We start from the raw sequence: 20,243 nt of genomic DNA on the forward strand, positions 1-20,243 counted from the left end.
CGTGCAAAATCGTAATTCGCATTCAGATTGGCAAATATTTTCGCCGTTGTGGTTCAGATTCGTCCTGGAAATAAAAATATCATCTCCCGTAGCACAGAAATAAAATTCAGGGTTTCCAGCGGCGTAAATTTGTCGTTTTTTCATAAGGCATGGGCGTTGGCCAGGAAATCAATTCTACAATGCTGCCCCAGGGGGTTTGCCCATAGCAGAAAGCATTACCTTCACCTTGCTCATCCGGAAACGTGAGCGGCTTTGGCGCGGTAAACATCTCCCCGCCAGCAGCGGTGAAAGCGGCTATCGCCTTATCAAAATCATCAACATAAACAGCAAAATGCTGGAGGCCAAAGTCGCTGGCGCGGGCGGGCATTCCCTGTTCAGGGCCATGCATTTCGAAAAGTTCTATGCCGGGTCCGTGGGGCATGACGAGCATGCGAATGGCGTGAATTTTTGTGCCGGGAAATAATTTTAAGGTGTGCTGCTGGGCGGGCTGATCAATATTATCGGTTTGCGCATCGACAGAATGATATAAAACCTGGGCGTCGAAAGCGCGTTCAAAAAATAGGGTGGCTTTTTCAATGTCGGGCACCGTAATACCGATATGGTCGATGCCCCTTACTGAAGATGGCATAGTTAACTCCTGCTATAAAAAATTTAAATATAGCAGGAGATAATCAGGCTATTACCACTTCATTTCGCCGGTATTCACTTTGGCACTCAGTTCCAGCGAACTGGCTTCCGCCAGATTCGGCCACTGTTTTTTCATTGTGTTGATGACGCCGGTTGACGCTTTATCTGCCGTGAGGGCCTGTTCAAACAGCTGTAGATAGCGACGGGTAAAGTCGATAGCGCCGGTACCTGCTGGCGGTGTCCCCAGGTAGTGGCCCGGAATAACGTGTTCGGGCTTAAGGGCTGCCATGCTATCCAGCGTCTGCTGCCACTGTTTGCGGCTTTCCGGCGTTTGGGTATCTGCCGTCCAGACGTGAATGCCCCATGAGACGCCCGTGCCGCCGAGGATGGTTTTTGCGGATGGGATCCAGACATACGCCGCATAGCTCTCAGGCTCTTCAATATTCACTCTCTCACCGTCAATCATAAAGGTGGTTGAGGCAAGCACTTGCGGCACGTAGAGCTGCGTCGGCGCGCCGTCTTTCATCTGTGGCCCCCAGAAGGCGAGCTTCGCGTCTTTTGTGGCCTTGATATGGTCCACCACCTGTTGCGTGGCGACAACTTTGGCATTAGGGAAGGCTTTCACCAGCGGTTGCAGGCCGAAATAGAAATCCGGATCGCCGGAAGTGATCACGATTTTGTTCAGCGTTTTACCGCTGTGGCGAATTTTTTCTACCAGCGCTTCGCCATCTTTCACGCTGAACTGGGCGTCAAACAGTACCGCCTCTTTCGGGCCAGACACCAGGGTGGAAGAAACGGCAAAAATGCCTTTTTCCTGCGGGTTGTACGTATCAACGGTCAACGGCGCGGCAAAGACGGCCGGAGTGAAAAGGGTTGTCAGCAAAGCAAGGCGGGCGATGGTCATGGTCATCTCTCTGTTCTTCAGGAAAGTCTCTATTGTACGGATCTCTTCATTTGCCAGAATTCCTGAAACAGGAGATGCTTAGTTTCATAAATCGAGCAAATGGAGGTCAAAATGGATCGCGTTATTGCTGCCCAGGTGTACAACCGCATCTGTGAGCTGGGGAGTTTAAGCGCGGCGGCGCGGGCGCTGGGGATCTCCCGTCCGATGGTGAGCCGTTATCTGGAGCAGATGGAGAAGTGGGCCGGGGCGCGGCTGGTGAACCGCTCCACCCGCAAGCTGACGCTGACGGCGGCGGGAGAGAAGGTCCTGCAAAAGACGCGTACGCTCTCGCAAATTTCTCAGGAAATTGAAGATCAGTCAGTGAAGGATTTACCCTCAGGCACGCTTCGCGTCGCCTGCGCGCATTTCACCGCGATGCAGATTATCGCTCCGGTGCTGCCCGATCTGTTGCAGCGTTACCCTCAGCTGCGCATTGAGCTGGATGTTAATAACCATCCGGTAAGCCTGGTGGGCGAGCGAATTGACGTGGCGATCCGCATCACCGATAACCCCGAACCGGGCATGATCGCCCGCCGACTGGGAGAGTGTCGGTCCGTACTTTGCGCTTCGCCGCACTACCTTGCCAGCCGGGGCGTTCCAGAGCAGCTGGAGGACTTAGCACGGCACAACTGCCTGCATTACAGCTTTTTTGCCGGTCAGTCGTGGCGTTTTTTGACGCCCGAAGGGGAGCCGATCACGACGGCGGTCAGCGGCAATCTCAGCGCCAGCATCTCGTCACTGCTGATGGAGGCGGCGATAAACCACTGTGGTATTGCCATGCTGCCCGAGCGCGAGGCCGACGCGGCACTAAGGCAGGGCAGCCTGGTGCCGGTGCTCAGCGCCTTTACGCCAAAACCAATCGGTATTTTTGGTATTTATCAGTCGCGAGACTATCAGCCTGCGGCGCAGCGTGTGTTCCTCGACGCGCTGGCAAACCACCTTGCCACGCGCTCGGACTAATCTGTCTTCCCTGCAAAATGGATTATGCGTCCTATACTTATCCCTTTGTAAGCCAAAAGGAGAGCAAGAATGACGATTCATAAGCACGGTTCAGCACACTGGTCTGGCGACATCAAACGCGGCAAAGGGACGGTCTCAACAGAAAGTGGCGTCCTAAACCAGCAACCTTACGGCTTTAACACCCGCTTCGAGGGCGAAAAAGGGACCAACCCGGAAGAGCTGATTGGCGCAGCGCACGCGGCCTGTTTTTCTATGGCCCTGTCGCTAATGTTGGGCGAAGCGGGTTATACCGCCGATTCCATCGATACCACGGCGGATGTCTCGCTGGATAAAACCGACAGTGGTTTTGCCATCAGCAAAGTGGCGCTGCAAAGCAAGGTGACGGTACCGGGTATCGATCCGCAGCAGTTTGACGGCATTATTCAGAAAGCGAAGGCGGGTTGTCCGGTGTCGCAGCTGTTGAAAGCCGAAATCACGCTGGATTACAAACTGAACTGATATCTGGCCGGGCAAATGCCCGGCTAACCTTTCACCGCCGCAGGGAAGACCTCGGCAAGCCACGCAATAAACACTCTCAGGCGATGTGTTAAATGCCGACTCTGTGGATAGACTACGTGAAAAGGATACGCCTTAGGACGCCAGTCGCTCAGGATCTCTACCAGCGCGCCCGTTTCCAGATGCGCTCTCGCAGCATAGCCAAACGTCTGAATAATCCCTAAACCCGCCAGCGCCGCAGCCAGGTGTGCGTTGCTTTCATTGACTCCAAGATGGTGCGGAACGCTGATCTCCAGCGGTTCACCCCGATCGAGGAACCGAAACGGGAATGCGCGTCCGGTAACGGGGGAAAGGTAGCTAATCAGCTTATGGCCGTTGCGCAGCTCCTGCGGATAGGCAGGGATGCCGTGAGTCTTAAGATAGCCCTGCGTCGCGCAGGCTATCATCCGGGCGTCACCGATATGCCGGGCGATAAGCGAAGAGTCATCCAGCGGGCCGCCGCGGATCACGCAGTCTACGTTTCCACTGATTAAGTCTACCGGACGGTCGGCTACCCCCAGGTTGATGCGCAGGTCCGGGTAGCGCTGAAAAAAATCCGGCAGCAGGGGGATCAACACGTCCCGGGCGGTTGAACCCCCCACGTCGATACGCAAATGGCCTTTAGGCGTGCAGCACGATGCGCGAAAGGCGGTATCAATGTCCTCTATATCAATTAATACCCGCAGCGCTTTCTCGTAGTATTCCATGCCTTCTGCCGTCGTGACCACCCGGCGCGTAGTACGATGCAGCAGCCGTGTTTCCAGGTGCGCTTCAAGTGATTTTACCAGCTTACTCAGCGTAGCTATCGGCATGTTCAGGGAGTCTGCCGCTCGGGTAAAGCTTCCGGATTCAACCACCCGCGTAAAGGCGCGCATTGCCATTAGCTGATCCACACAGATCTCCTCTGATTATTTCCTGCTGTGAAAATTCATTTTCATTTTTGCCCGTTTATCACGAATCCCGCAAGATCTAAAGTCTGCCTGACGCGGGCAAACGCTCCTCTTTTACATCACAACAGAAGGTTATGAGTATGAATACAACGCTTGCAGGAAAAATCGCTCTGGTGACCGGCGGCAGCACCGGTATTGGTCTCGCAACGGCACAGGAGCTGGCGGCGCAGGGAGCGAAGGTCTATATCACCGGACGTCGTCAGGCCGAACTGGATGCCGCGCGGGCAGACATTGGCGCCGCGTTGGTAGCTATCCGCGCGGACGTCTCCAGAATGGCCGATCTGGATGCGGTTTACGCGCAGATTGCTAAAGAAGAGGGACGACTCGATATTCTGTTCGCCAACGCCGGGGGCGGCGACATGCTGCCGCTGGGCGCCATCACCGAGGAGCAGTTTGACCGGATTTTTGCCACCAACGTGCGCGGCGTGCTGTTTACCGTCCAGAAAGCGCTGCCGCTGCTCTCCTCTGGTTCATCCATTATCCTCACCGGATCGACGGTTTCAATTAAGGGGACGGCGAATTTTAGCGTCTACAGCGCCAGTAAAGCCGCCGTGCGTAACTTTGCCCGCTCCTGGGCGCTGGACTTACAGGGCCGCGGGATACGCGTCAACGTCGTCAGCCCTGGCCCCGTGAAAACGCCCGGTCTTGGCGATCTGGTTCCCGAAGAACAGCGTCAGGGATTATACGATGCGCTGGCGGCCCAGGTGCCGCTGGGTCGCCTGGGCGCGCCGGGCGAAGTCGGAAAAGCCGTGGCGTTTCTGGCGTCCGATGCCGCCAGCTTTATAAACGCCACGGAGCTGTTTGTCGATGGCGGGATGGCGCAAATCTAGCGGTTACGCCAGCAGCGTACGCTTCGGTCTCCGGCTGCGGGCTGAAGCGGCTGCGGCCGTTCGCATCCTTCAGCTGCCAGCGGGCAGCGGTCGCGGAAGTAGCAGCCATCGGGCAGGCGGCGATTACCGGGGAGATCGGTTTTGCGTAATGCCAGATCTTCGTCCAGCGGTTCTCCGGTACGGGGAACGGAGTCAAGCAGCAGCTGCGTATACGGATGCCGTGGCTTGCCCAGCACCTGGTCCGCCGGACCCAGCTCCACGATCTGCCCCAGATACATTACCGCCACCCGGTCGCTCATGTGACGGACCACCGAGACGTTGTGCGAGATCAGCACGTAGGTCAGATTTCGCTGCTGTTGCAGGGCAACCAGCAAATTGAGGATCTGCGCCTGGACGGAAATATCCAGCGCGCTGGTGGGTTCATCCAGCACGATGATGTCCGGATCCGAAGAGAGCGCCCGGGCAATAGCGATGCGCTGGCGCTGTCCACCCGAAAACGCATGCGGCAGGCGGTCAAGATATTCCGCCCGAATGCCCACCTGCTGCGCCAGCGTCTCAGCCAGCTGACGACGCTCCCGTTCACTGCGGCGTTGCTGTATCCACACCGGCTCGGTAATGATGCGCCAGACGGGTAAACGCGGGTCGAGGGACGAGAGCGGGTCCTGAAATACCATCTGCATACCGCCTGCCGCATTCGCGCGCTGACAGGCACCGGTACTCGGTTTGAGCATGCCCATCAGCAGCTGCGCCAGCGTGCTCTTTCCACAGCCGGATTCCCCCACAACGCCCAGCGTTTCGCCGCGATGGATCCGGAGATCCATGCCGTTGAGGGCGTGTACCTGCTCCGTCACGCGCCCCAGCCAGTTTTTGCGCGCAGGAAAATTCACATGCACGCTATCCAGTTCCAGCAGTACCTCAGACATGGCGTCTCTCCTGTTGTGGGTACCAGCAGGCAGCCTGCTGGCCTTCTGCGCCCGTGGAAATTAAGCGCGGCGTTTCGCTGCATTTCGCCCCGGCAGCAAAACAGCGTTCGCGAAAGGCACATCCGCACGGGAGGTGGCTGAGGTTAGGCACCGTGCCTGGAATGGCCGGGAGGATCTCGCGCGGTTCACCCTTTTCCGGGGCACACCGCAGCAGGCCAATCGAATAGGGGTGCACAGGATGGTGGATCAAGGTCTGCGTGCTGCCGCTTTCGATCACGCTGCCCGCGTACATAACGTACATCCGGTCACAAAGCTGCGATACCACCGCCATATCGTGACTGATAAACAGCACCGACGTCCCGCTGGCGCGCGCTTTGTGTTTCAGCAGACGCAGCACCTGACGCTGAACGGTCACGTCCAGCGCGGTGGTCGGCTCATCGGCAATGATCAGCTCCGGCTCGCAGGAGAAGGCAAGGGCGATCATCACCCGCTGGCGCATACCGCCGGAAAGCTCAAACGGATAGCGATCCATCACCTGTGCCGCATCCGGGATTTGCATCTCGCCCAGCAGGGCGATCGCCTTCTGCTGCGCGTCGCGGCGGGAAAGCGACTGATGCTGGCGGATCACCTCCACCATTTGCCTGCCAATCCGGCGCGTGGGGTTGAGCGCCGTCATCGGCTCCTGAAAAATCATCGCCACCCTGGCGCCGCGCCACTGACGAAGCTGTTTTTCCGACGCGTTCAGGACATCTTCCCCGAGGAGCGTGACCCGTCCATGGTGAATATGGTAACTGCCTTCCGGCAGCAGGCGCATCGCCAGCATCGCGGTGACCGATTTTCCCGAGCCGGATTCGCCCACCACGCCGACAATTTCACCCCGGCCAATCTCCAGCGAAACGTGGTTGAGCGCGTGGACGTCACCGCGAAAAATGGGGAAGCTCAGGTGCAAATCTTCAATTGATAATACGGAATCACTCATGACTGCTTCCCTCCTGATTTGGGATCCAGCAGGTCGCGAAGACCATCGCCAAACAGATTAAACCCAACTGCCGTGATCAGAATTGCCGCCCCCGGAAACGCGCAGTACCACCACTGGTCAAGCACGTAGTTACGCCCCACGGCCACCATCGCGCCCCATTCGGCGGTGGGTTGCTGCGCGCCTAATCCAATAAAGCCCAGCGTGGCGGCCATCAGAATGGCGCTGCCGATATCCAGCGACGCCTGTACGATCAGCGGCGGCAGGGCGTTATGCAGGATATGCCAGCTGATCAGGTGCCAGCGCGATGCGCCAAAGGTGCGGGCGGCCTGCACGTAGGTGAACTGGCGCACCACCAGCGTTTGCCCGCGTGCCAGCCGCACGTAAAACGGAATGCGTACAATCGCAATCGCCAGCATCGCGTTAAACAGGCTTGGGCCGAGCGCGGCGGCCAGCGCCATCGTCAGCACCAGCGAGGGGATGGAGAGCATAATGTCCATGATACGCATAATGATGGCGTCGCCGCGTCCGCCGAGTACGCCGGACAAACAGCCGAGCAGAGAACCGATGCCGCCCGCAATCACCACCACCGCCAGCCCCGCCGTGATGGACTGCTGGCTGCCCACCAGCACGCGGCTGAACAGATCCCGGCCCACCTCATCGGTGCCAAACCAGTGCTGGGCTGAAGGCGCCTGCAATCGCGCGGTCAGATCCAGCGCGTTCGGATCGTGCGGGACTATCCACGGCGAGACCACCATCATCAGCAGCATCACGATCATAATCACCCCACCGATCAGCGTGAGCGGGCTTTTGCGTAACATCCAGAACAGCTTTGCCCAGTTGATGCGCTGTTTGGCGGTGCTGACGGGGACGGGCGTTTCCTGAGTTAACATCATTCGGCACCTCCGCGCCCGATTCGCGGGTCGATCCACAGATACAGCAGATCCACCACCAGATTGACGAAGACATAGGCCAGCGATACCACGACCGCGAAGCCCATGACGGCAGGGAAGTCCAGCGCCTGAATGGAGGTCACCACCCAGGCTCCCATTCCCGGCCAGGCAAACACGGTTTCGGTAAGGACTGCCCCATACAGCAGATCGCCCAGCGCCAGCCCGAGCACGGTAATGGAGGGGATCATGGCGTTGGGTAAGGCGTAGCGCAGCACGATGTACCAGCCCGGCAACCCGCTCGCGCGGGCGGTACGAATATAATCCTCGCTCAGCTGCTCCAGCATCGCGGAACGCACCTGACGCGCCACAATACCCAGATGCACAAAGGCCAGGGTCAGGGAGGGTAGAATCAGGTGCTGTAGGGCGTTGAAAAACACCTCGCCGTTGCCTTCCAGCAGGGCGTCCAGCAGATAAAAGCCGGTAACGTGGGCAGGCGGATCGAGCCAGTCGTCCAGCCTGCCGCCGCCGGGCAGAATTTGCAGTTGCCAGTAGAACAGAACGATTACCCCCAGTCCCAGCCAGAAGGCAGGCGTCGAGATGCCCGTCATCGCCATCAGTCGCACCAGGTGATCCAGCCAGCGGTTACGGTACACCGCCGATAAAATGCCCAGCGGCACGCCAATCACCAGCGCCAGCAGCAAAGAGCAGAAGGCCAGCTCCAGCGTGGCGGGGAAAAAGGCTTTCAAATCTTCCGCAACGGGGCGACCGGTACGAATGGAGGTGCCCAGATCGCCGTGCGCCAGCGCCTCTACATAGCGGCCAAACTGAATATAGAGCGGTTGATCCAGCCCCAGCTGCTGGCGGATGCCCTGCACGATTTCATCGCTGGCGCGGTCACCGGCCAGCAGGCGGGCCGGATCGCCGGGGATCAGGTGTGAAATAATAAAAGTAATAATACAGACACCGGCCACCACCAGGATTAACCCCCAGCAGCGCTGGCGCACGATGCTCCAGAACGTCATACACTTCCCCCCGGCGTGGGCCGTTACTTACTCATGGTGGCGATGTTAAAGACCTGCTCAAGCATCGGATTAAAGGTGAAGCCTTTGACCTCTTTGTTCATCGCCAGCTGGTAGTTCTTCTGGAACAGATAAACGTAAGCCGCCTCGTCAATCACCACTTTCTGCGCCTGCTGGTAATCTTTGGTGCGTTCCGCCTGATCGGTGGTTTTCAGTGCCGCCTGCAACAATGCATCGACCTCTTTGTTCTCATAGAATGAGCGGTTACCCGGCAGCCCTTTTTTGTCCGATTCGAACCAGTAGTTCATGAACATGTACGGGTCAGCGAAGTCCGGGCTCCAGTTACCAATCGCAATGTCATAATCACCTTTGCCGACGCGGTCGCGCATGGTGGCGTTCGCCAGTTTCTCGAGCTTGACGTTAATCCCCAGCTTGCCCAGGCTCGCCTGCGTGGAGAGGGCGATAGGCTCCCAGTTCGGGTCGTTATCGGAGTAGAGGAACGTCAGGCTGGCCGGTTTATCGTTGACTTTCTCCAGCGCCGCTTTGGCCTTAGCCTCGTCAAAGCTGTACTGCATGGCGTTCGCATCGAAGCCCCACATGCCCTCCGGGATCGGGCCGCGCATCTGCTTGCCGTTCCCGCTGAGAATGCCTTTCACCATCCCCTGATAATCGGTGGCCCAGGAGACCGCGCGGCGCAAATCCACCTGATTCATCGGAGGCTTACTGTTGTTCAGATAGAGGTAGGTCACCCGCAGGGACGGGTATTCCGCCACGGCCACTTTGCCTTCCTGCTTCAGAGCGGCAAGCTGATCCACCGGCAGGGCGTCGGCGATATCCAGATCGCCACGGGAAAGTTGCAGGCGACGCGAGGCGCTTTCACCGATAATCTTCACCGAGACGCGCTTGAAGTGCGGCTTTTCACCCGGCCAGTGTGGGTTGGGCACCATCACCAGCTGCTGACCTTTCCGCCAGCTTTTCAGCATAAACGGTCCGGAACCCGCGGTGTTTTGCGCCAGGAAACCGCGCGCGTCGTCGGCGGCATTCGCTTTCAGCACCGCCGGGTTGACGATCGACGCGCCGTCATTGGCCAGCGTGTAGAGGAACGGGGCGAACGGCTGGCTGAGGGTGAATTTCACCGTATGCTCATCCACCGCGTCCACTTTCAAATCTTTCGGGAACGCTTCGGAAGGTCCCTGATTAATTTTCAGCAGACGTTCAAACGACAGCTTGACCGCTTCGGCGGTCACCGGCGTGCCGTCAGAGAATTTTGCATTATCTGCCAGGGTGAACGTCCACTCTTTCTGGTCGTCAGACGCCTTCCAGCCCGTCGACAGATCGCCTTCCACCTCCGTGGTGCCAGGCTTGTATTTCACCAGACGCTGGTACGAGGGGTAGGTCACCGTCCAGTCGTTGTTATCGATAGTGACCGCCGGATCCAGCGTTTGCGGATCGGCAGCTTTCCCAATCACCAGCATATCTTTTGGCACCGCCGCCAGCGCGAGAGGGGCGCTCAGGGCGAGCGTAGCGGCAATCAGGGTTGTAAGCAGCGTAGTTTTCATGGCCGGGCTCCAGAATTAGAGTGAGTGTGTGGTCGGATAACAGGCGAACTGGTCATCTAACAGCGGGTAGCTGGCGGCGTTCGGCAGTTCGAAATGCCACCACTCGCTGCTGATGCCCACAAAACCGCCGCCGTACATCACGGCGTTCAGGAGCAGACGATTTCGCTGCGCCTCGGGCGGAACGGAAGGGTGCCAGGCATGAGAACGGTCGTGCATTTCGTCAAACCCGGCGCCCATATCCAGCACGTTGTCGTGTTCATCCATCAGCGTGACGTCAATGGCGGTGCCCCGGCTGTGGTTAGAGCCAATTGCGACATCCACCACGTATTCCGGATTGGGGCAGGCATCCCAGAGTTGCGACTGCGCCTGCTGGGGGCGGTAGGCGTCGTAAACCACCAGCTTCAGACCGGCCAGCGCGGCGATGCTGATCGCTTTCGCCAGCGCGGTGGCGGCATCCGTATGCAACAGGCACGCGGCGTGCTGGTAGATCGGGCGGCCAGTGATGTTATCGGCGGTCGCGTATTTCAGATCGATATGCAGCGTGGGAAAGGTTTTCGCCACATCAATCAGTTGACTCTCTTCAGGCATAGCTCCGCTCCTTTAGCGTTCAAATTGACCAAACTCTTGTTGTAGTTGTCGGTTGATTGCCAGACGTTCCGGCAGCGCATCGCCCAGCGCCTCCACAACGCCCGACAGCAGCAGGTTGAAGAGACAGCTCACCGGCGCCAGCGAATCCCAGAAATGGCCGGTATCGGTCTTCACCTGGAGTAAATCAATCGGATAATCCCGCGCCCACGGGCACCAGATATCGGTGATCAGCGCCATCGCCAGGCCTTTTTCGCTCGCCACGCGGCAGTACTGGCGGGCAATGGCGGAGTAGGCGCGGGTATCCGTCAGCACGATATACGGGTTCGCAAAGCCGGAGTTAAGCGACTCCACCCAGCTACCGGAGAGTCCTTCGGAATAGCTCACCCGCGGGCGCAGATACTCCAGATGGCTGAAGAACGCATTGGCGATCCCGCGCGTGGACTGGATCCCCAGCACGAAGACGGCGTCGGCATGGGTAAGTTGCTGGATCACCTGCCTGAACGTTTCGCTTTGCGCCAGCTGGTAAACATGGGCAATGGCGTCCACCTCCAGCGACAGGGAGTGCTGAAGGCGATCCGACAGCGGCTGTTGCTGCTTCCAGGAGTCGAGACGCTCGTTAATGCCCCAGGGCTGGTGGGGATCGCGCAGGCTTTTTTTGGCGTCGTCCAGGTTGCGATAGCCCAGCTTGCGCAGAAAGCGTCCGACGGTGATCCCGCTGGTGGCCGTGGCCAGCGCCACGCTCTCTGCCGTTTCAAAGGGGATCTGCCCGACGTGCGCCAGCATCCAGCTTGCCACCCGCTTTTCGCTCGGGGTGAGCTGGCTAAAGGTCGCTTCGATACGGCTCAACACCTCAGGTTTGGTCGTCATACCGCCTCGCTGTTAACTGGCTGTCAAAGGCCGGGATTCTGTTACCGGATTAACAATGCAGGACGCGTGCCATGTTCACATTGCGACGAAAACGCGCTGTGCAGCAAAGTTAATGCAATATTTGTTTAACAGGTGCTCAACATTTGTGCAGCGTAGTTCACTTTTGGTGCAGTGTCCGGCCTGAGCGGTATCTATTTGGTGAATACGTCAGCCTCTTCACATTTTTTGGTAAGATAAACGCTCTGTGGATAAGGGAGGGAGCCTCACATGGCGAATTTGCCCTGGCGGGTCAGCGTGCGCCTGATGGCTCTCGCAAAAAAAATAGCGATGGTCATCGGGATCATTGTGCTCGTGCTGCTGGCGGTGCGGGTTTATCTTTCGCAGCAGGGGCCGGCCCTGCATCACTGGCACACCTGGCGGGCTGACGAAATGTCCGTGCAGGAGATGGATAACGCGACCTTCGCAGCGTATGTCGCGCGGGAAAACGCCATCTTCACCGCTCTCGATGCTGAGGTGACGGCGAAAGTCACCCCCGCAGAGCGCACGCCGCTGAACCGTTATTACCGCCAGAGCCTGGTGTGGCCAGGACACTTTTCCCCGGATGCAAACCGGTCATTCGTGCTGATGCCTGCCGGAAAGCCGCGCGGGGCGGTGGTATTGCTGCACGGTCTGACGGACTCGCCCTACAGCGTCAGGCATCTGGCAGAGAATTATCAACAGCACGGCTTTGTGGCCGTAGTGCCTCGTTTGCCCGGACACGGCACGGCGCCGGGTGCCCTGACAGACGTTGACTGGGAGGCGTGGCTGGCCGCATCGCGCCTTGCGGTTCGTGAAGCGACGCGCCTGACGGGGAACGATCTTCCCCTGCATCTGGTGGGCTACTCCAACGGCGGGGCGCTGGCGATGAAATACGCCCTCGACGCTCTTGATGCGCCTGAACTGCGTAAACCTCAGCAGATCGTTTTGCTCTCACCGATGATTGGCGTCACGGCGTTTGCGCGCTTTGCCGGATTCGCCGGGCTACCGGCCATGTTACCGGCGTTTGCCAAAGCCGCGTGGCTCAACATTTCGCCGGAATATAATCCTTATAAATATAATTCGTTCCCGGTGAATGCAGCACGTCAGTCCTGGCTGCTTACCCAGGCGCTGCATGAGCAGATAAACCGCGATGTTCATGATCACAAACTGGCGCAGCTTCCGCCGGTACTGGCGTTTCAGTCGGTCATGGATTCAACGGTCAGTACCCGCGCCGTGGTTAGCGGGCTGTTTGACCAGCTTCCGGCAAACGGCAGCGAACTGGTAGTTTTTGATATCAACCAGGCCGGGAGTTTTCGTCCACTGTTCAGGCCATCATCCTGGACGGCGGTGGCTGACCTGCTGCCCGGGTCAAAAAGGCGTTACAGTGTCACAATTGTGACCAATGCCAGCCCCGACAGGTTTGATATGGTGGCAAAGACAACGCCAGCGGGTAGCACCCGGGAAACGGTGATGCCGCTGTCGGTCGCGTATCCGCAGGAGGTTTATTCCCTGTCGCATGTTGCTATTCCGTTCCCGCCTGATGACGATCTGTATGGCCGCCATCCTGAGGTGAAAAACCACTACGGTATCAGCCTGGGGACGATAGCCCTGTGGGGAGAAACATCGGTTCTGAGCGTCGGCAAAGATGCGCTGATGCGGGTGACGTCGAATCCGTTCTACGATTATATGCAGACGCGGATCGACAGCCGTATCGGGGAGAATTAAGCCCGACGTGGAATAGATTAGGTCACACCGGGGAACTGTGTTAAACAGTACCGTTCAGGCATATACCCCATACCGGACCCCGTTTCTGTGCTGACAACTCTTATTTATCGAAGCCAGCTGAGCTTAACCTGCACCTCCGCAGCGTTAAGCGCGCTGGTTGAACAGGCCAGGATCCGTAATACGGAGCAGGGCATCTCAGGCATTCTTCTCTCCCGTGGACGTGACGTTCTGCAAATTCTCGAAGGCACGGAACAGCGCGTCGTCGCGCTTTTTAACACCATCCGTGCGGATGACCGGCATACCGGCGTGGTGGAGCTGATGCGCGATTACGGCCCGCGCAGACGTTTCGAAGACGTGGGAATGCTGCTGTTTGACCTGGACGTTCAGACCCCGAAAGCGGTTCTGGCGTCGGTTCTGCATTACAGCAAGCTGGAAAGCTATCTGACTTCTGAGGATCGGGTCTTCAAATTTATTCAGACCTTTATCACCGGCAAAACCGCTATCCCACCCGCTTCGGACTATGAGCCTGATAAATGGACGCTTTCGCGAGAGCGCGCGCCGTTTGGTAAAGGGTTAGGTCTGCTGGCGGGACAGCCCTGCCAGTTTGCGCTGCAACCCATTGTCGAGCCGTCCGAAGGCAAAATCAGTTCTCTCGAAGCGCTTATACGCGGAAACGACGGCGGCAGCCCGGAGCATTTCTTCCGTAGTCTCGATCGTGAACAGATTTACGAAGTCGACCTGCAAACCAAAGCCTGGACCTTTGCCCTGGCGCAAAAGCTCGGCATCGGCAGCCACAAACTGGCGGTGAACCTGCTGCCAATGTCGCTGGTTAACGTGCCGGGCGCGGTAGAGTTCCTGGTAACGCAGATCAAAAAGTACAATCTACAGCCTGAGCAGGTGGTCATTGAAGTCACTGAGAGCGAGATGATTTCCGGCTTTAACCAGTTTAACAGCGCCATTAAACAGCTGCGCGCGGAAGGGGTTGGGCTGGCGATAGATGATTTTGGTTCCGGCTATGCTGGTCTTTCACTGCTCACCCGGTTTCAACCGGATAAGCTCAAAATCGACAGAGAGATCGTCAGCGATATCCACCTGAGCGGGCCCAAGCAGGCGATTGTGAAGTCGATAATCAGCTGCTGCACCGATCTGGAGATTACGCTGGTCGCAGAAGGCATTGAGAAGATAGAAGAGTGGTGCTGGCTTGAATCCGTCGGTATTCGCCGCTTCCAGGGCTTTTTGTTCGCCCGCCCGCAGCTCAATGGCGTAGGTGATATCCATTGGCCCCATCGGGTGGGTTAAGCAAATTTTCCGTCGCCATATTTCCCCGACACCCTGCCTGTGCTTAAATAGCTAAACCGGTTTAACATGATTTAGCTAAGAAGGTGATATGGAGACGATCTGGGTACTTGGCGATGCCGTGGTGGATCTGTTGCCCGACGGAGAGGGCAAACTGCTGCAATGTCCTGGCGGCGCACCGGCCAATGTCGCGGTAGGGGTTGCGCGTCTGGGCGGCAGAAGCGCCTTTATAGGCCGGGTGGGCGACGACCCCTTCGGGCGTTTTATGCAAAAAACGCTTGCGGATGAGCAGGTTAATACAGAATGGCTGCGCCTGGACCCGCAGCATCGCACCTCCACGGTGGTGGTGGATCTCGATAACGACGGTGAACGTTCCTTTACCTTTATGGTTCGCCCGAGCGCTGATTTATTCCTCGACTCTGCCGATCTCCCGCCATTCCGCGCCGGGGAGTGGCTGCACATCTGCTCTATCGCGCTCAGCGCCGAACCCAGCCGTTCCGCGACGTTTCAGGCGATGTCCGCTATCAGAATGGCGGGGGGATTTGTCAGCTTTGACCCCAATATCCGCGCCGATCTCTGGCACGATGAAGTCGAGCTGCGTCAGTGTCTTGAGCGGGCATTAGCCTGTGCAGATGTGGTGAAAATCTCGGTGGAAGAGCTGGCGTTCTTAACCGGAAATGCGCAGGTCCATGAGGGGCTGGCGGCGCTGATGCGCACCTGTCCGGCCAGGCTGGTGCTGGTGACGCAGGGAAAAGAGGGCGTAACCGCCTGGCAGAAAGGCGCGTTGACGCACTATCCTGCATCACCCGTGGAATGCATTGATACCACCGGCGCGGGGGATGCTTTCGTCGCCGGGCTGCTGTTCGGTCTGGCTCGTGATGGCCAGGCCCGTCTTTCAGAGGTCATCACGCTGGCGCAGCGCTGTGGGGCGCTGGCGACAACCGCAAAAGGGGCAATGACCGCGCTGCCTTATCATCACGAACTGTAATTCACCTCTCCAGGCCTCCGGTCGGCGGCCTGAATTGTCGTCTCGATCACACTTACTAAAACGGTTTAGCAAAAAACGTTGCCGATCCAAAATTCAACGGTTTAGTATCATCAGCCTAAACCGGTTTAGCAATTTAGCACTTTCACCGATAGTTATTAGGGATGCGACAAAATGTATAAAAAACGCAGACTTGCCGTGATGATAGGCATGCTGGCCGGGAGTACCTCTGTTTTTGCCCAGACGGATATGACACGTATCGAAGCGCGCCTGGCGGCGCTGGAGCAGCGTTTGCAGGAGGCGGAAACCCGCGCGCAGGTTGCTGAAAAGCGCGCCACGGCAGCGGAACAGAAAACACAGCAGCTGGTGGCTGCGCAGCAGGAAGCGCAAACCTCCACACAGGCGGTGGCGCAACGTACCACGGTGCTGGAAGAAAAAGCCGACCGGACAGGCGGTTTTGAATTTCACGGTTACGCCCGTTCCGGCCTGCTGATGAACGACGCGGCCTCCAGCAGCAAAAGCGGCCCTTATCTGACGCCCGCCGGGGAAACCGGCGGGGCCATCGGGCGTCTGGGGAACGAAGCGGATACCTACGTTGAGCTGAATGTTGAGCACAAACAGACGCTGGAGAATGGTGCGACGACGCGCTTTAAGACGATGCTGGCCGACGGTCAGAAAACCTATAACGACTGGTCGGCAGACAGCAGCGACCTGAACATTCGTCAGGCCTTTGCCGAGCTGGGCAATTTGCCAGACTTTACCGGTGCGCTGAAGGGCAGTACCTTCTGGGCGGGTAAGCGTTTTGACCGCGACAACTTCGACATTCACTGGCTGGATTCCGACGTGGTGTTTCTCGCCGGGACCGGCGGCGGCGTCTACGACGTGAAGTGGAACGATACGCTGCGCAGTAACTTCTCCCTTTATGGCCGTAACTTCGGCAGCGAAGAGGAGATCGACAACAACGTTCAGAACTACATCCTCAGCATGAATCACTTCGCCGGGCCGGTGCAGATGATGGTCAGCGGCTTACGGGCAAAAGATAATGACGACCGTAAGGACAGCAACGGCAATCCGATTAAAACCGACGCGGCCAATAACGGGGTACATGCGCTGGTTGGTCTGCATAACGAGAGCTTCTACGGCCTGCGGGAAGGTTCCGCCAAAACGGCTCTGCTTTACGGCCACGGTCTGGGCGCCGAGGTGAAAAGCATTGGTTCAGACGGCGCGCTACTGTCAGAAGCCGATACCTGGCGTTTTGCAAGTTACGGTGTCACGCCGCTGGGCGGTGGCTGGCACATTGCGCCCGCCGTGCTGGCGCAAAGCAGTAAGGACCGCTACGTGAAGGGCGACAGCTACGAGTGGGTCACGCTCAATACGCGTCTGATCAAAGAGGTGACCCAGAATTTCGCCCTCGCGTTCGAAGGCAGCTATCAGTACATGGATTTAAGCCCGGAAGGCTACAAGGATCGCAATGCGGTTAACGGTAGCTTCTACAAGCTGACCTTCGCCCCGACGTTAAAGGCGGGCAAAATTGGCGATTTCTTCAGCCGTCCGGAGCTGCGCCTGTTCGCCACCTGGATGGACTGGAGCAGCAAGCTGGATAACTACGCCAGCGATGACGCCTTTGGCAGCAGCGGCTTCAACGCGGGCGGGGAATGGAACTTTGGGGTGCAGATGGAAACCTGGTTTTAACCCTTCACGCTCCCGCATCGCGGGGGCGTTTCGAACACCATAAAAAGAGGTCAGGAAGAGGTATCTATGGATTTTAATCATATTGCGCGCGAGCTTATTCCGCTGCTCGGTGGCAAAGAGAACATTGCCAGCGCGGCACATTGCGCCACGCGCCTTCGTCTGGTGCTGGTCGATGATGCGCTTGCCGACCAGCAGGCTATCGGCAAGGTTGAAGGCGTGAAAGGCTGTTTTCGAAACGCCGGGCAGATGCAGGTGATCTTCGGCACCGGGGTGGTGAATAAGGTTTACGCCGCGTTTATTCAGGCGGCAGGGATTAGCGAGTCCAGTAAATCGGAAGCGGCGGATATTGCGGCCCGCAAGCTGAACCCGTTCCAGCGTATCGCGCGTCTGCTCTCCAACATCTTCGTGCCAATTATCCCGGCGATCGTGGCCTCGGGTCTGCTGATGGGCCTGCTGGGGATGGTTAAAACCTACGGCTGGGTTAATCCGGATAACGCGCTCTATATCATGCTGGATATGTGCAGCTCGGCGGCGTTTATTATTCTGCCGATCCTGATTGGCTTCACCGCCGCGCGGGAGTTTGGCGGCAACCCGTATCTGGGGGCAACGCTCGGCGGCATCCTGACTCATCCGGCGCTGACCAACGCCTGGGGCGTAGCGTCCGGCTTCCACACCATGAACTTCTTCGGTCTTGAAATCGCCATGATTGGCTATCAGGGAACCGTCTTCCCGGTGCTGCTGGCGGTGTGGTTTATGAGCATTGTGGAAAAACAGCTGCGCCGGGCGATCCCGGATGCGTTAGATCTGATCCTGACGCCGTTCCTGACCGTCATTATCTCCGGCTTCATTGCGCTGTTGATTATTGGCCCGGCGGGACGCGCGCTGGGCGACGGGATCTCCTTCATTCTTAGCACTCTGATTGCCCACGCGGGCTGGCTGGCCGGGCTGCTGTTTGGTGGGCTCTATTCGGTGATTGTCATTACCGGCATTCACCACAGCTTCCACGCCATTGAGGCCGGGCTGCTGGGTAATCCGTCGATTGGCGTTAACTTCCTGCTGCCGATCTGGGCGATGGCGAACGTGGCGCAGGGCGGGGCGTGTCTGGCGGTGTGGTTCAAAACCCGCGATGCCAAAATCAAAGCCATTACCTTACCGTCGGCGTTTTCCGCGATGCTGGGCATCACCGAAGCGGCAATTTTTGGCATCAACCTGCGTTTTGTGAAGCCGTTTATCGCGGCGCTGATCGGTGGTGCGGCGGGCGGTGCCTGGGTGGTGTCGGTGCATGTCTACATGACCGCCGTTGGCCTGACGGCGCTTCCCGGCATGGCGATTGTCCAGGCCAGCTCGCTGCTCAACTATATTATCGGCATGGTGATTGCCTTTGGTGTGGCGTTCACCGTCTCTCTGCTGCTGAAATATAAAACGGACTCTGAATAATGACCTTATCTTCCCGCTGGCCTGCCGTGTTGCAGGCCGTTATGCAAGGCCAGCCGCGTGCGCTGGCGGACAGCCACTATCCGCAGTGGCATCCCGCGCCGGTGACAGGGCTGATGAACGATCCGAACGGGTTTATCTGGTTTGCCGGGCGCTACCATCTGTTTTATCAGTGGAACCCGCTGGGCTGCGATCATCGCTACAAGTGTTGGGGGCACTGGAGCTCAGCAGATCTGGTGCACTGGCAGCACGAGCCAATGGCGCTGATGCCTGACGAAGAGTATGACCGCAATGGCTGTTACTCCGGCAGCGCCGTGGATAACAACGGCGTGCTGACCCTGTGCTATACCGGCAACGTTAAGTTTGACGATGGCGGCCGCACCGCCTGGCAGTGTCTGGCGGTGCAAAATGACGATGGCACGTTTGCCAAACTGGGACCGGTGTTGCCCCTGCCGGACGGGTACACCGGGCACGTCCGCGATCCGAAAGTATGGTGGCATGACGGGCTGTGGTACATGGTGCTCGGCGCGCAGGATCGACAGCAGCGCGGCAAGGTGCTGCTGTTTACGTCAGCCGATTTACACATCTGGGCGTCCTGCGGCGAAATCGCCGGTCACGGCGTCAACGGACTCACGGACGCGGGCTATATGTGGGAGTGCCCGGATCTGTTTGAGCTTGATGGCACACACGTCTTGATCTGCTGCCCGCAGGGGCTGGCGCGCGAACCGCATCGCTATCTCAATACCTATCCGGCCGTCTGGATGAGTGGGGCATTTGATTATCAAACGCCTGCATTTGCGCACGGCGAGCTGCATGAGCTTGACGCCGGTTTCGAATTTTACGCGCCGCAAACCACGGTGGCAGAAGATGGCCGCCGCATCCTCATCGGCTGGATGGGCGTGCCGGACGGCGAAGAGATGCTCCAGCCTACGCGGGCGCACGGCTGGATCCACCAGATGACCTGTCCTCGCGAACTGCGCTACCGCGACGGTAAGCTCTGGCAAACCCCGGTCCGTGAGCTGGAAACGCTGCGCGAGGATGAACATCTCTGGCAGGGACGCGCCAGCGATGCCCCGGTGCTGGCGGGAACGCGTCTTGAGTTCGAACTGAGCGCATCGAGCGTGAACGTGGATTTTGCCGGCGCGTTGCGGCTGATTGTGGATGATGAGGGGATCCGTCTGGAACGCGCCAGTCTGAAAACCGCAGACACGCTGACCCGCTACTGGCAGGGCAATGTTCATCATTTACGCGTGCTGTGCGACTGTTCCAGCGTCGAAATTTTCATCAATCACGGTGAAGGCGTCATGAGCAGCCGCTATTTTCCTGACCATCCGGCCCAGGTACGCTTCGAAGGTGCGTCCGATATCACATTACGCTACTGGTCGCTGCGCAGCTGCATGATAGAATAGAGGTTTTGGCAGCCG

Annotated in this window: 19 protein-coding genes; 9 read left to right on the forward strand and 10 right to left on the reverse strand. The window is 58.2% G+C overall.

The genetic code is table 11. From position 1 onward, the window contains the following. Positions 1-106 precede the first annotated feature (106 nt). Entirely contained in the window at positions 107-628 is a 522-nt protein-coding gene (locus H2Z33_RS19470; RefSeq protein ID WP_017693390.1) for a VOC family protein, read from the reverse strand. 51 nt (positions 629-679) lie between these two features. Then, entirely contained in the window at positions 680-1,531 is an 852-nt protein-coding gene (locus H2Z33_RS19475) for a Vmh family MBL fold metallo-hydrolase (protein ID WP_032671525.1), read from the reverse strand. Positions 1,532-1,642: 111 nt separating this feature from the next. Here H2Z33_RS19475 and H2Z33_RS19480 point away from each other — a divergent pair, with 111 nt between their 5' ends. Both H2Z33_RS19480 and H2Z33_RS19485 read left to right on the forward strand, forming a co-directional pair. Further along, positions 1,643-2,530, forward strand: coding sequence for a LysR family transcriptional regulator (locus H2Z33_RS19480; RefSeq protein WP_023303768.1), 888 nt, complete (start codon positions 1,643-1,645; stop codon positions 2,528-2,530). A 69-nt stretch (positions 2,531-2,599) separates the two neighbouring features. Further along, on the forward strand, positions 2,600-3,028 hold the full coding sequence (locus H2Z33_RS19485) for an OsmC family protein (RefSeq protein WP_003857069.1): 429 nt from the start codon (positions 2,600-2,602) through the stop codon (positions 3,026-3,028). A 23-nt stretch (positions 3,029-3,051) separates the two neighbouring features. Here the strand turns inward: H2Z33_RS19485 and H2Z33_RS19490 are convergent, their stop codons facing one another. Next, entirely contained in the window at positions 3,052-3,957 is a 906-nt protein-coding gene (locus H2Z33_RS19490; RefSeq protein ID WP_062937786.1) for a LysR family transcriptional regulator, read from the reverse strand. Positions 3,958-4,094: 137 nt separating this feature from the next. Here H2Z33_RS19490 and H2Z33_RS19495 point away from each other — a divergent pair, with 137 nt between their 5' ends. Then, positions 4,095-4,844 carry an SDR family oxidoreductase gene (locus H2Z33_RS19495; RefSeq protein ID WP_062937785.1) on the forward strand — a complete coding sequence of 250 codons (750 nt, stop codon included), beginning with the start codon at positions 4,095-4,097 and terminating at the stop codon, positions 4,842-4,844. Here H2Z33_RS19495 and H2Z33_RS19500 read toward each other — a convergent pair. Genes H2Z33_RS19500 through H2Z33_RS19530 form a run of 7 tightly spaced genes read right to left on the reverse strand, consistent with a single transcriptional unit; the run spans position 4,841 to position 11,669 of the window. Next, on the reverse strand, positions 4,841-5,767 hold the full coding sequence (locus tag H2Z33_RS19500) for an ABC transporter ATP-binding protein (RefSeq protein ID WP_015570491.1): 927 nt from the start codon (positions 5,765-5,767) through the stop codon (positions 4,841-4,843). The two genes, H2Z33_RS19495 and H2Z33_RS19500, sit on opposite strands and share 4 nt — an antisense overlap. After that, positions 5,760-6,746 carry an ABC transporter ATP-binding protein gene (locus tag H2Z33_RS19505; protein WP_045339832.1) on the reverse strand — a complete coding sequence of 329 codons (987 nt, stop codon included), beginning with the start codon at positions 6,744-6,746 and terminating at the stop codon, positions 5,760-5,762. Before H2Z33_RS19505 ends, H2Z33_RS19500 begins: the two co-directional genes overlap by 8 nt. Beyond that, the gene (gene ddpC, locus H2Z33_RS19510) at positions 6,743-7,639 is read right to left on the reverse strand and encodes a D,D-dipeptide ABC transporter permease (RefSeq protein WP_063134609.1); all 897 of its coding nucleotides are present in this window, start codon (positions 7,637-7,639) and stop codon (positions 6,743-6,745) included. The genes H2Z33_RS19505 and ddpC overlap by 4 nt, the downstream gene beginning before the upstream one ends. Beyond that, positions 7,636-8,658 (reverse strand): ABC transporter permease, encoded by a 1,023-nt coding sequence (locus H2Z33_RS19515; protein WP_063134608.1) that lies wholly within the window; start codon positions 8,656-8,658, stop codon positions 7,636-7,638. Before H2Z33_RS19515 ends, ddpC begins: the two co-directional genes overlap by 4 nt. Before the next feature lie 23 nt (positions 8,659-8,681). Then, entirely contained in the window at positions 8,682-10,214 is a 1,533-nt protein-coding gene (locus H2Z33_RS19520; protein ID WP_003857078.1) for an ABC transporter substrate-binding protein, read from the reverse strand. 15 nt (positions 10,215-10,229) lie between these two features. Further along, positions 10,230-10,802 carry a D-alanyl-D-alanine dipeptidase gene (gene ddpX / locus H2Z33_RS19525; protein WP_017382319.1) on the reverse strand — a complete coding sequence of 191 codons (573 nt, stop codon included), beginning with the start codon at positions 10,800-10,802 and terminating at the stop codon, positions 10,230-10,232. A gap of 12 nt (positions 10,803-10,814) precedes the next feature. After that, positions 10,815-11,669: a MurR/RpiR family transcriptional regulator gene (locus H2Z33_RS19530; protein ID WP_063134607.1), complete on the reverse strand. Its 855-nt coding sequence runs from the start codon at positions 11,667-11,669 to the stop codon at positions 10,815-10,817. A 267-nt stretch (positions 11,670-11,936) separates the two neighbouring features. On the opposite strand from H2Z33_RS19530, the gene H2Z33_RS19535 reads away from it, so the two are divergent. From H2Z33_RS19535 to H2Z33_RS19560, 6 genes are all read left to right on the forward strand, one after another. Next, positions 11,937-13,412 carry an alpha/beta hydrolase gene (locus H2Z33_RS19535; protein WP_063866943.1) on the forward strand — a complete coding sequence of 492 codons (1,476 nt, stop codon included), beginning with the start codon at positions 11,937-11,939 and terminating at the stop codon, positions 13,410-13,412. Between the two features lie 87 nt (positions 13,413-13,499). Continuing rightward, a complete protein-coding gene (locus H2Z33_RS19540) occupies positions 13,500-14,711 on the forward strand; it encodes a diguanylate phosphodiesterase (RefSeq protein WP_032671162.1) in 1,212 nt (403 codons plus the stop codon). Positions 14,712-14,799: 88 nt separating this feature from the next. Further along, the gene (locus H2Z33_RS19545) at positions 14,800-15,696 is read left to right on the forward strand and encodes an aminoimidazole riboside kinase (protein WP_063134604.1); all 897 of its coding nucleotides are present in this window, start codon (positions 14,800-14,802) and stop codon (positions 15,694-15,696) included. A gap of 171 nt (positions 15,697-15,867) precedes the next feature. Further along, on the forward strand, positions 15,868-17,385 hold the full coding sequence (locus tag H2Z33_RS19550) for a carbohydrate porin (protein ID WP_063134603.1): 1,518 nt from the start codon (positions 15,868-15,870) through the stop codon (positions 17,383-17,385). Between the two features lie 66 nt (positions 17,386-17,451). Next, positions 17,452-18,822 carry a sucrose-specific PTS transporter subunit IIBC gene (locus H2Z33_RS19555; RefSeq protein WP_003857085.1) on the forward strand — a complete coding sequence of 457 codons (1,371 nt, stop codon included), beginning with the start codon at positions 17,452-17,454 and terminating at the stop codon, positions 18,820-18,822. Next, the gene (locus tag H2Z33_RS19560) at positions 18,822-20,228 is read left to right on the forward strand and encodes a sucrose-6-phosphate hydrolase (protein ID WP_063134602.1); all 1,407 of its coding nucleotides are present in this window, start codon (positions 18,822-18,824) and stop codon (positions 20,226-20,228) included. The genes H2Z33_RS19555 and H2Z33_RS19560 overlap by 1 nt, the downstream gene beginning before the upstream one ends. Positions 20,229-20,243: the final 15 nt, after the last annotated feature.

Source organism: Enterobacter sp. YSU, from assembly GCF_016082135.1.
Taxonomy (GTDB): Bacteria; Pseudomonadota; Gammaproteobacteria; order Enterobacterales; family Enterobacteriaceae; genus Enterobacter; species Enterobacter hormaechei_C.

Excerpts from the sequence above, each read along its gene's own strand:
- H2Z33_RS19485 (WP_003857069.1), top strand. The coding sequence starts at position 2,600 with ATGACGATTCATAAGCACGGTTCAGCACACTGGTCTGGCGACATCAAA.
- H2Z33_RS19550 (WP_063134603.1), top strand. The coding sequence starts at position 15,868 with ATGTATAAAAAACGCAGACTTGCCGTGATGATAGGCATGCTGGCCGGG.
- H2Z33_RS19555 (WP_003857085.1), top strand. The coding sequence starts at position 17,452 with ATGGATTTTAATCATATTGCGCGCGAGCTTATTCCGCTGCTCGGTGGC.
- H2Z33_RS19530 (WP_063134607.1), bottom strand. The coding sequence starts at position 11,669 with ATGACGACCAAACCTGAGGTGTTGAGCCGTATCGAAGCGACCTTTAGC.
- H2Z33_RS19505 (WP_045339832.1), bottom strand. The coding sequence starts at position 6,746 with ATGAGTGATTCCGTATTATCAATTGAAGATTTGCACCTGAGCTTCCCC.
- H2Z33_RS19500 (WP_015570491.1), bottom strand. The coding sequence starts at position 5,767 with ATGTCTGAGGTACTGCTGGAACTGGATAGCGTGCATGTGAATTTTCCT.
- H2Z33_RS19470 (WP_017693390.1), bottom strand. The coding sequence starts at position 628 with ATGCCATCTTCAGTAAGGGGCATCGACCATATCGGTATTACGGTGCCC.
- ddpC (WP_063134609.1), bottom strand. The coding sequence starts at position 7,639 with ATGATGTTAACTCAGGAAACGCCCGTCCCCGTCAGCACCGCCAAACAG.
- H2Z33_RS19535 (WP_063866943.1), top strand. The coding sequence starts at position 11,937 with ATGGCGAATTTGCCCTGGCGGGTCAGCGTGCGCCTGATGGCTCTCGCA.
- H2Z33_RS19560 (WP_063134602.1), top strand. The coding sequence starts at position 18,822 with ATGACCTTATCTTCCCGCTGGCCTGCCGTGTTGCAGGCCGTTATGCAA.
- H2Z33_RS19520 (WP_003857078.1), bottom strand. The coding sequence starts at position 10,214 with ATGAAAACTACGCTGCTTACAACCCTGATTGCCGCTACGCTCGCCCTG.
- H2Z33_RS19480 (WP_023303768.1), top strand. The coding sequence starts at position 1,643 with ATGGATCGCGTTATTGCTGCCCAGGTGTACAACCGCATCTGTGAGCTG.
- H2Z33_RS19475 (WP_032671525.1), bottom strand. The coding sequence starts at position 1,531 with ATGACCATCGCCCGCCTTGCTTTGCTGACAACCCTTTTCACTCCGGCC.
- H2Z33_RS19545 (WP_063134604.1), top strand. The coding sequence starts at position 14,800 with ATGGAGACGATCTGGGTACTTGGCGATGCCGTGGTGGATCTGTTGCCC.
- ddpX (WP_017382319.1), bottom strand. The coding sequence starts at position 10,802 with ATGCCTGAAGAGAGTCAACTGATTGATGTGGCGAAAACCTTTCCCACG.
- H2Z33_RS19495 (WP_062937785.1), top strand. The coding sequence starts at position 4,095 with ATGAATACAACGCTTGCAGGAAAAATCGCTCTGGTGACCGGCGGCAGC.
- H2Z33_RS19515 (WP_063134608.1), bottom strand. The coding sequence starts at position 8,658 with ATGACGTTCTGGAGCATCGTGCGCCAGCGCTGCTGGGGGTTAATCCTG.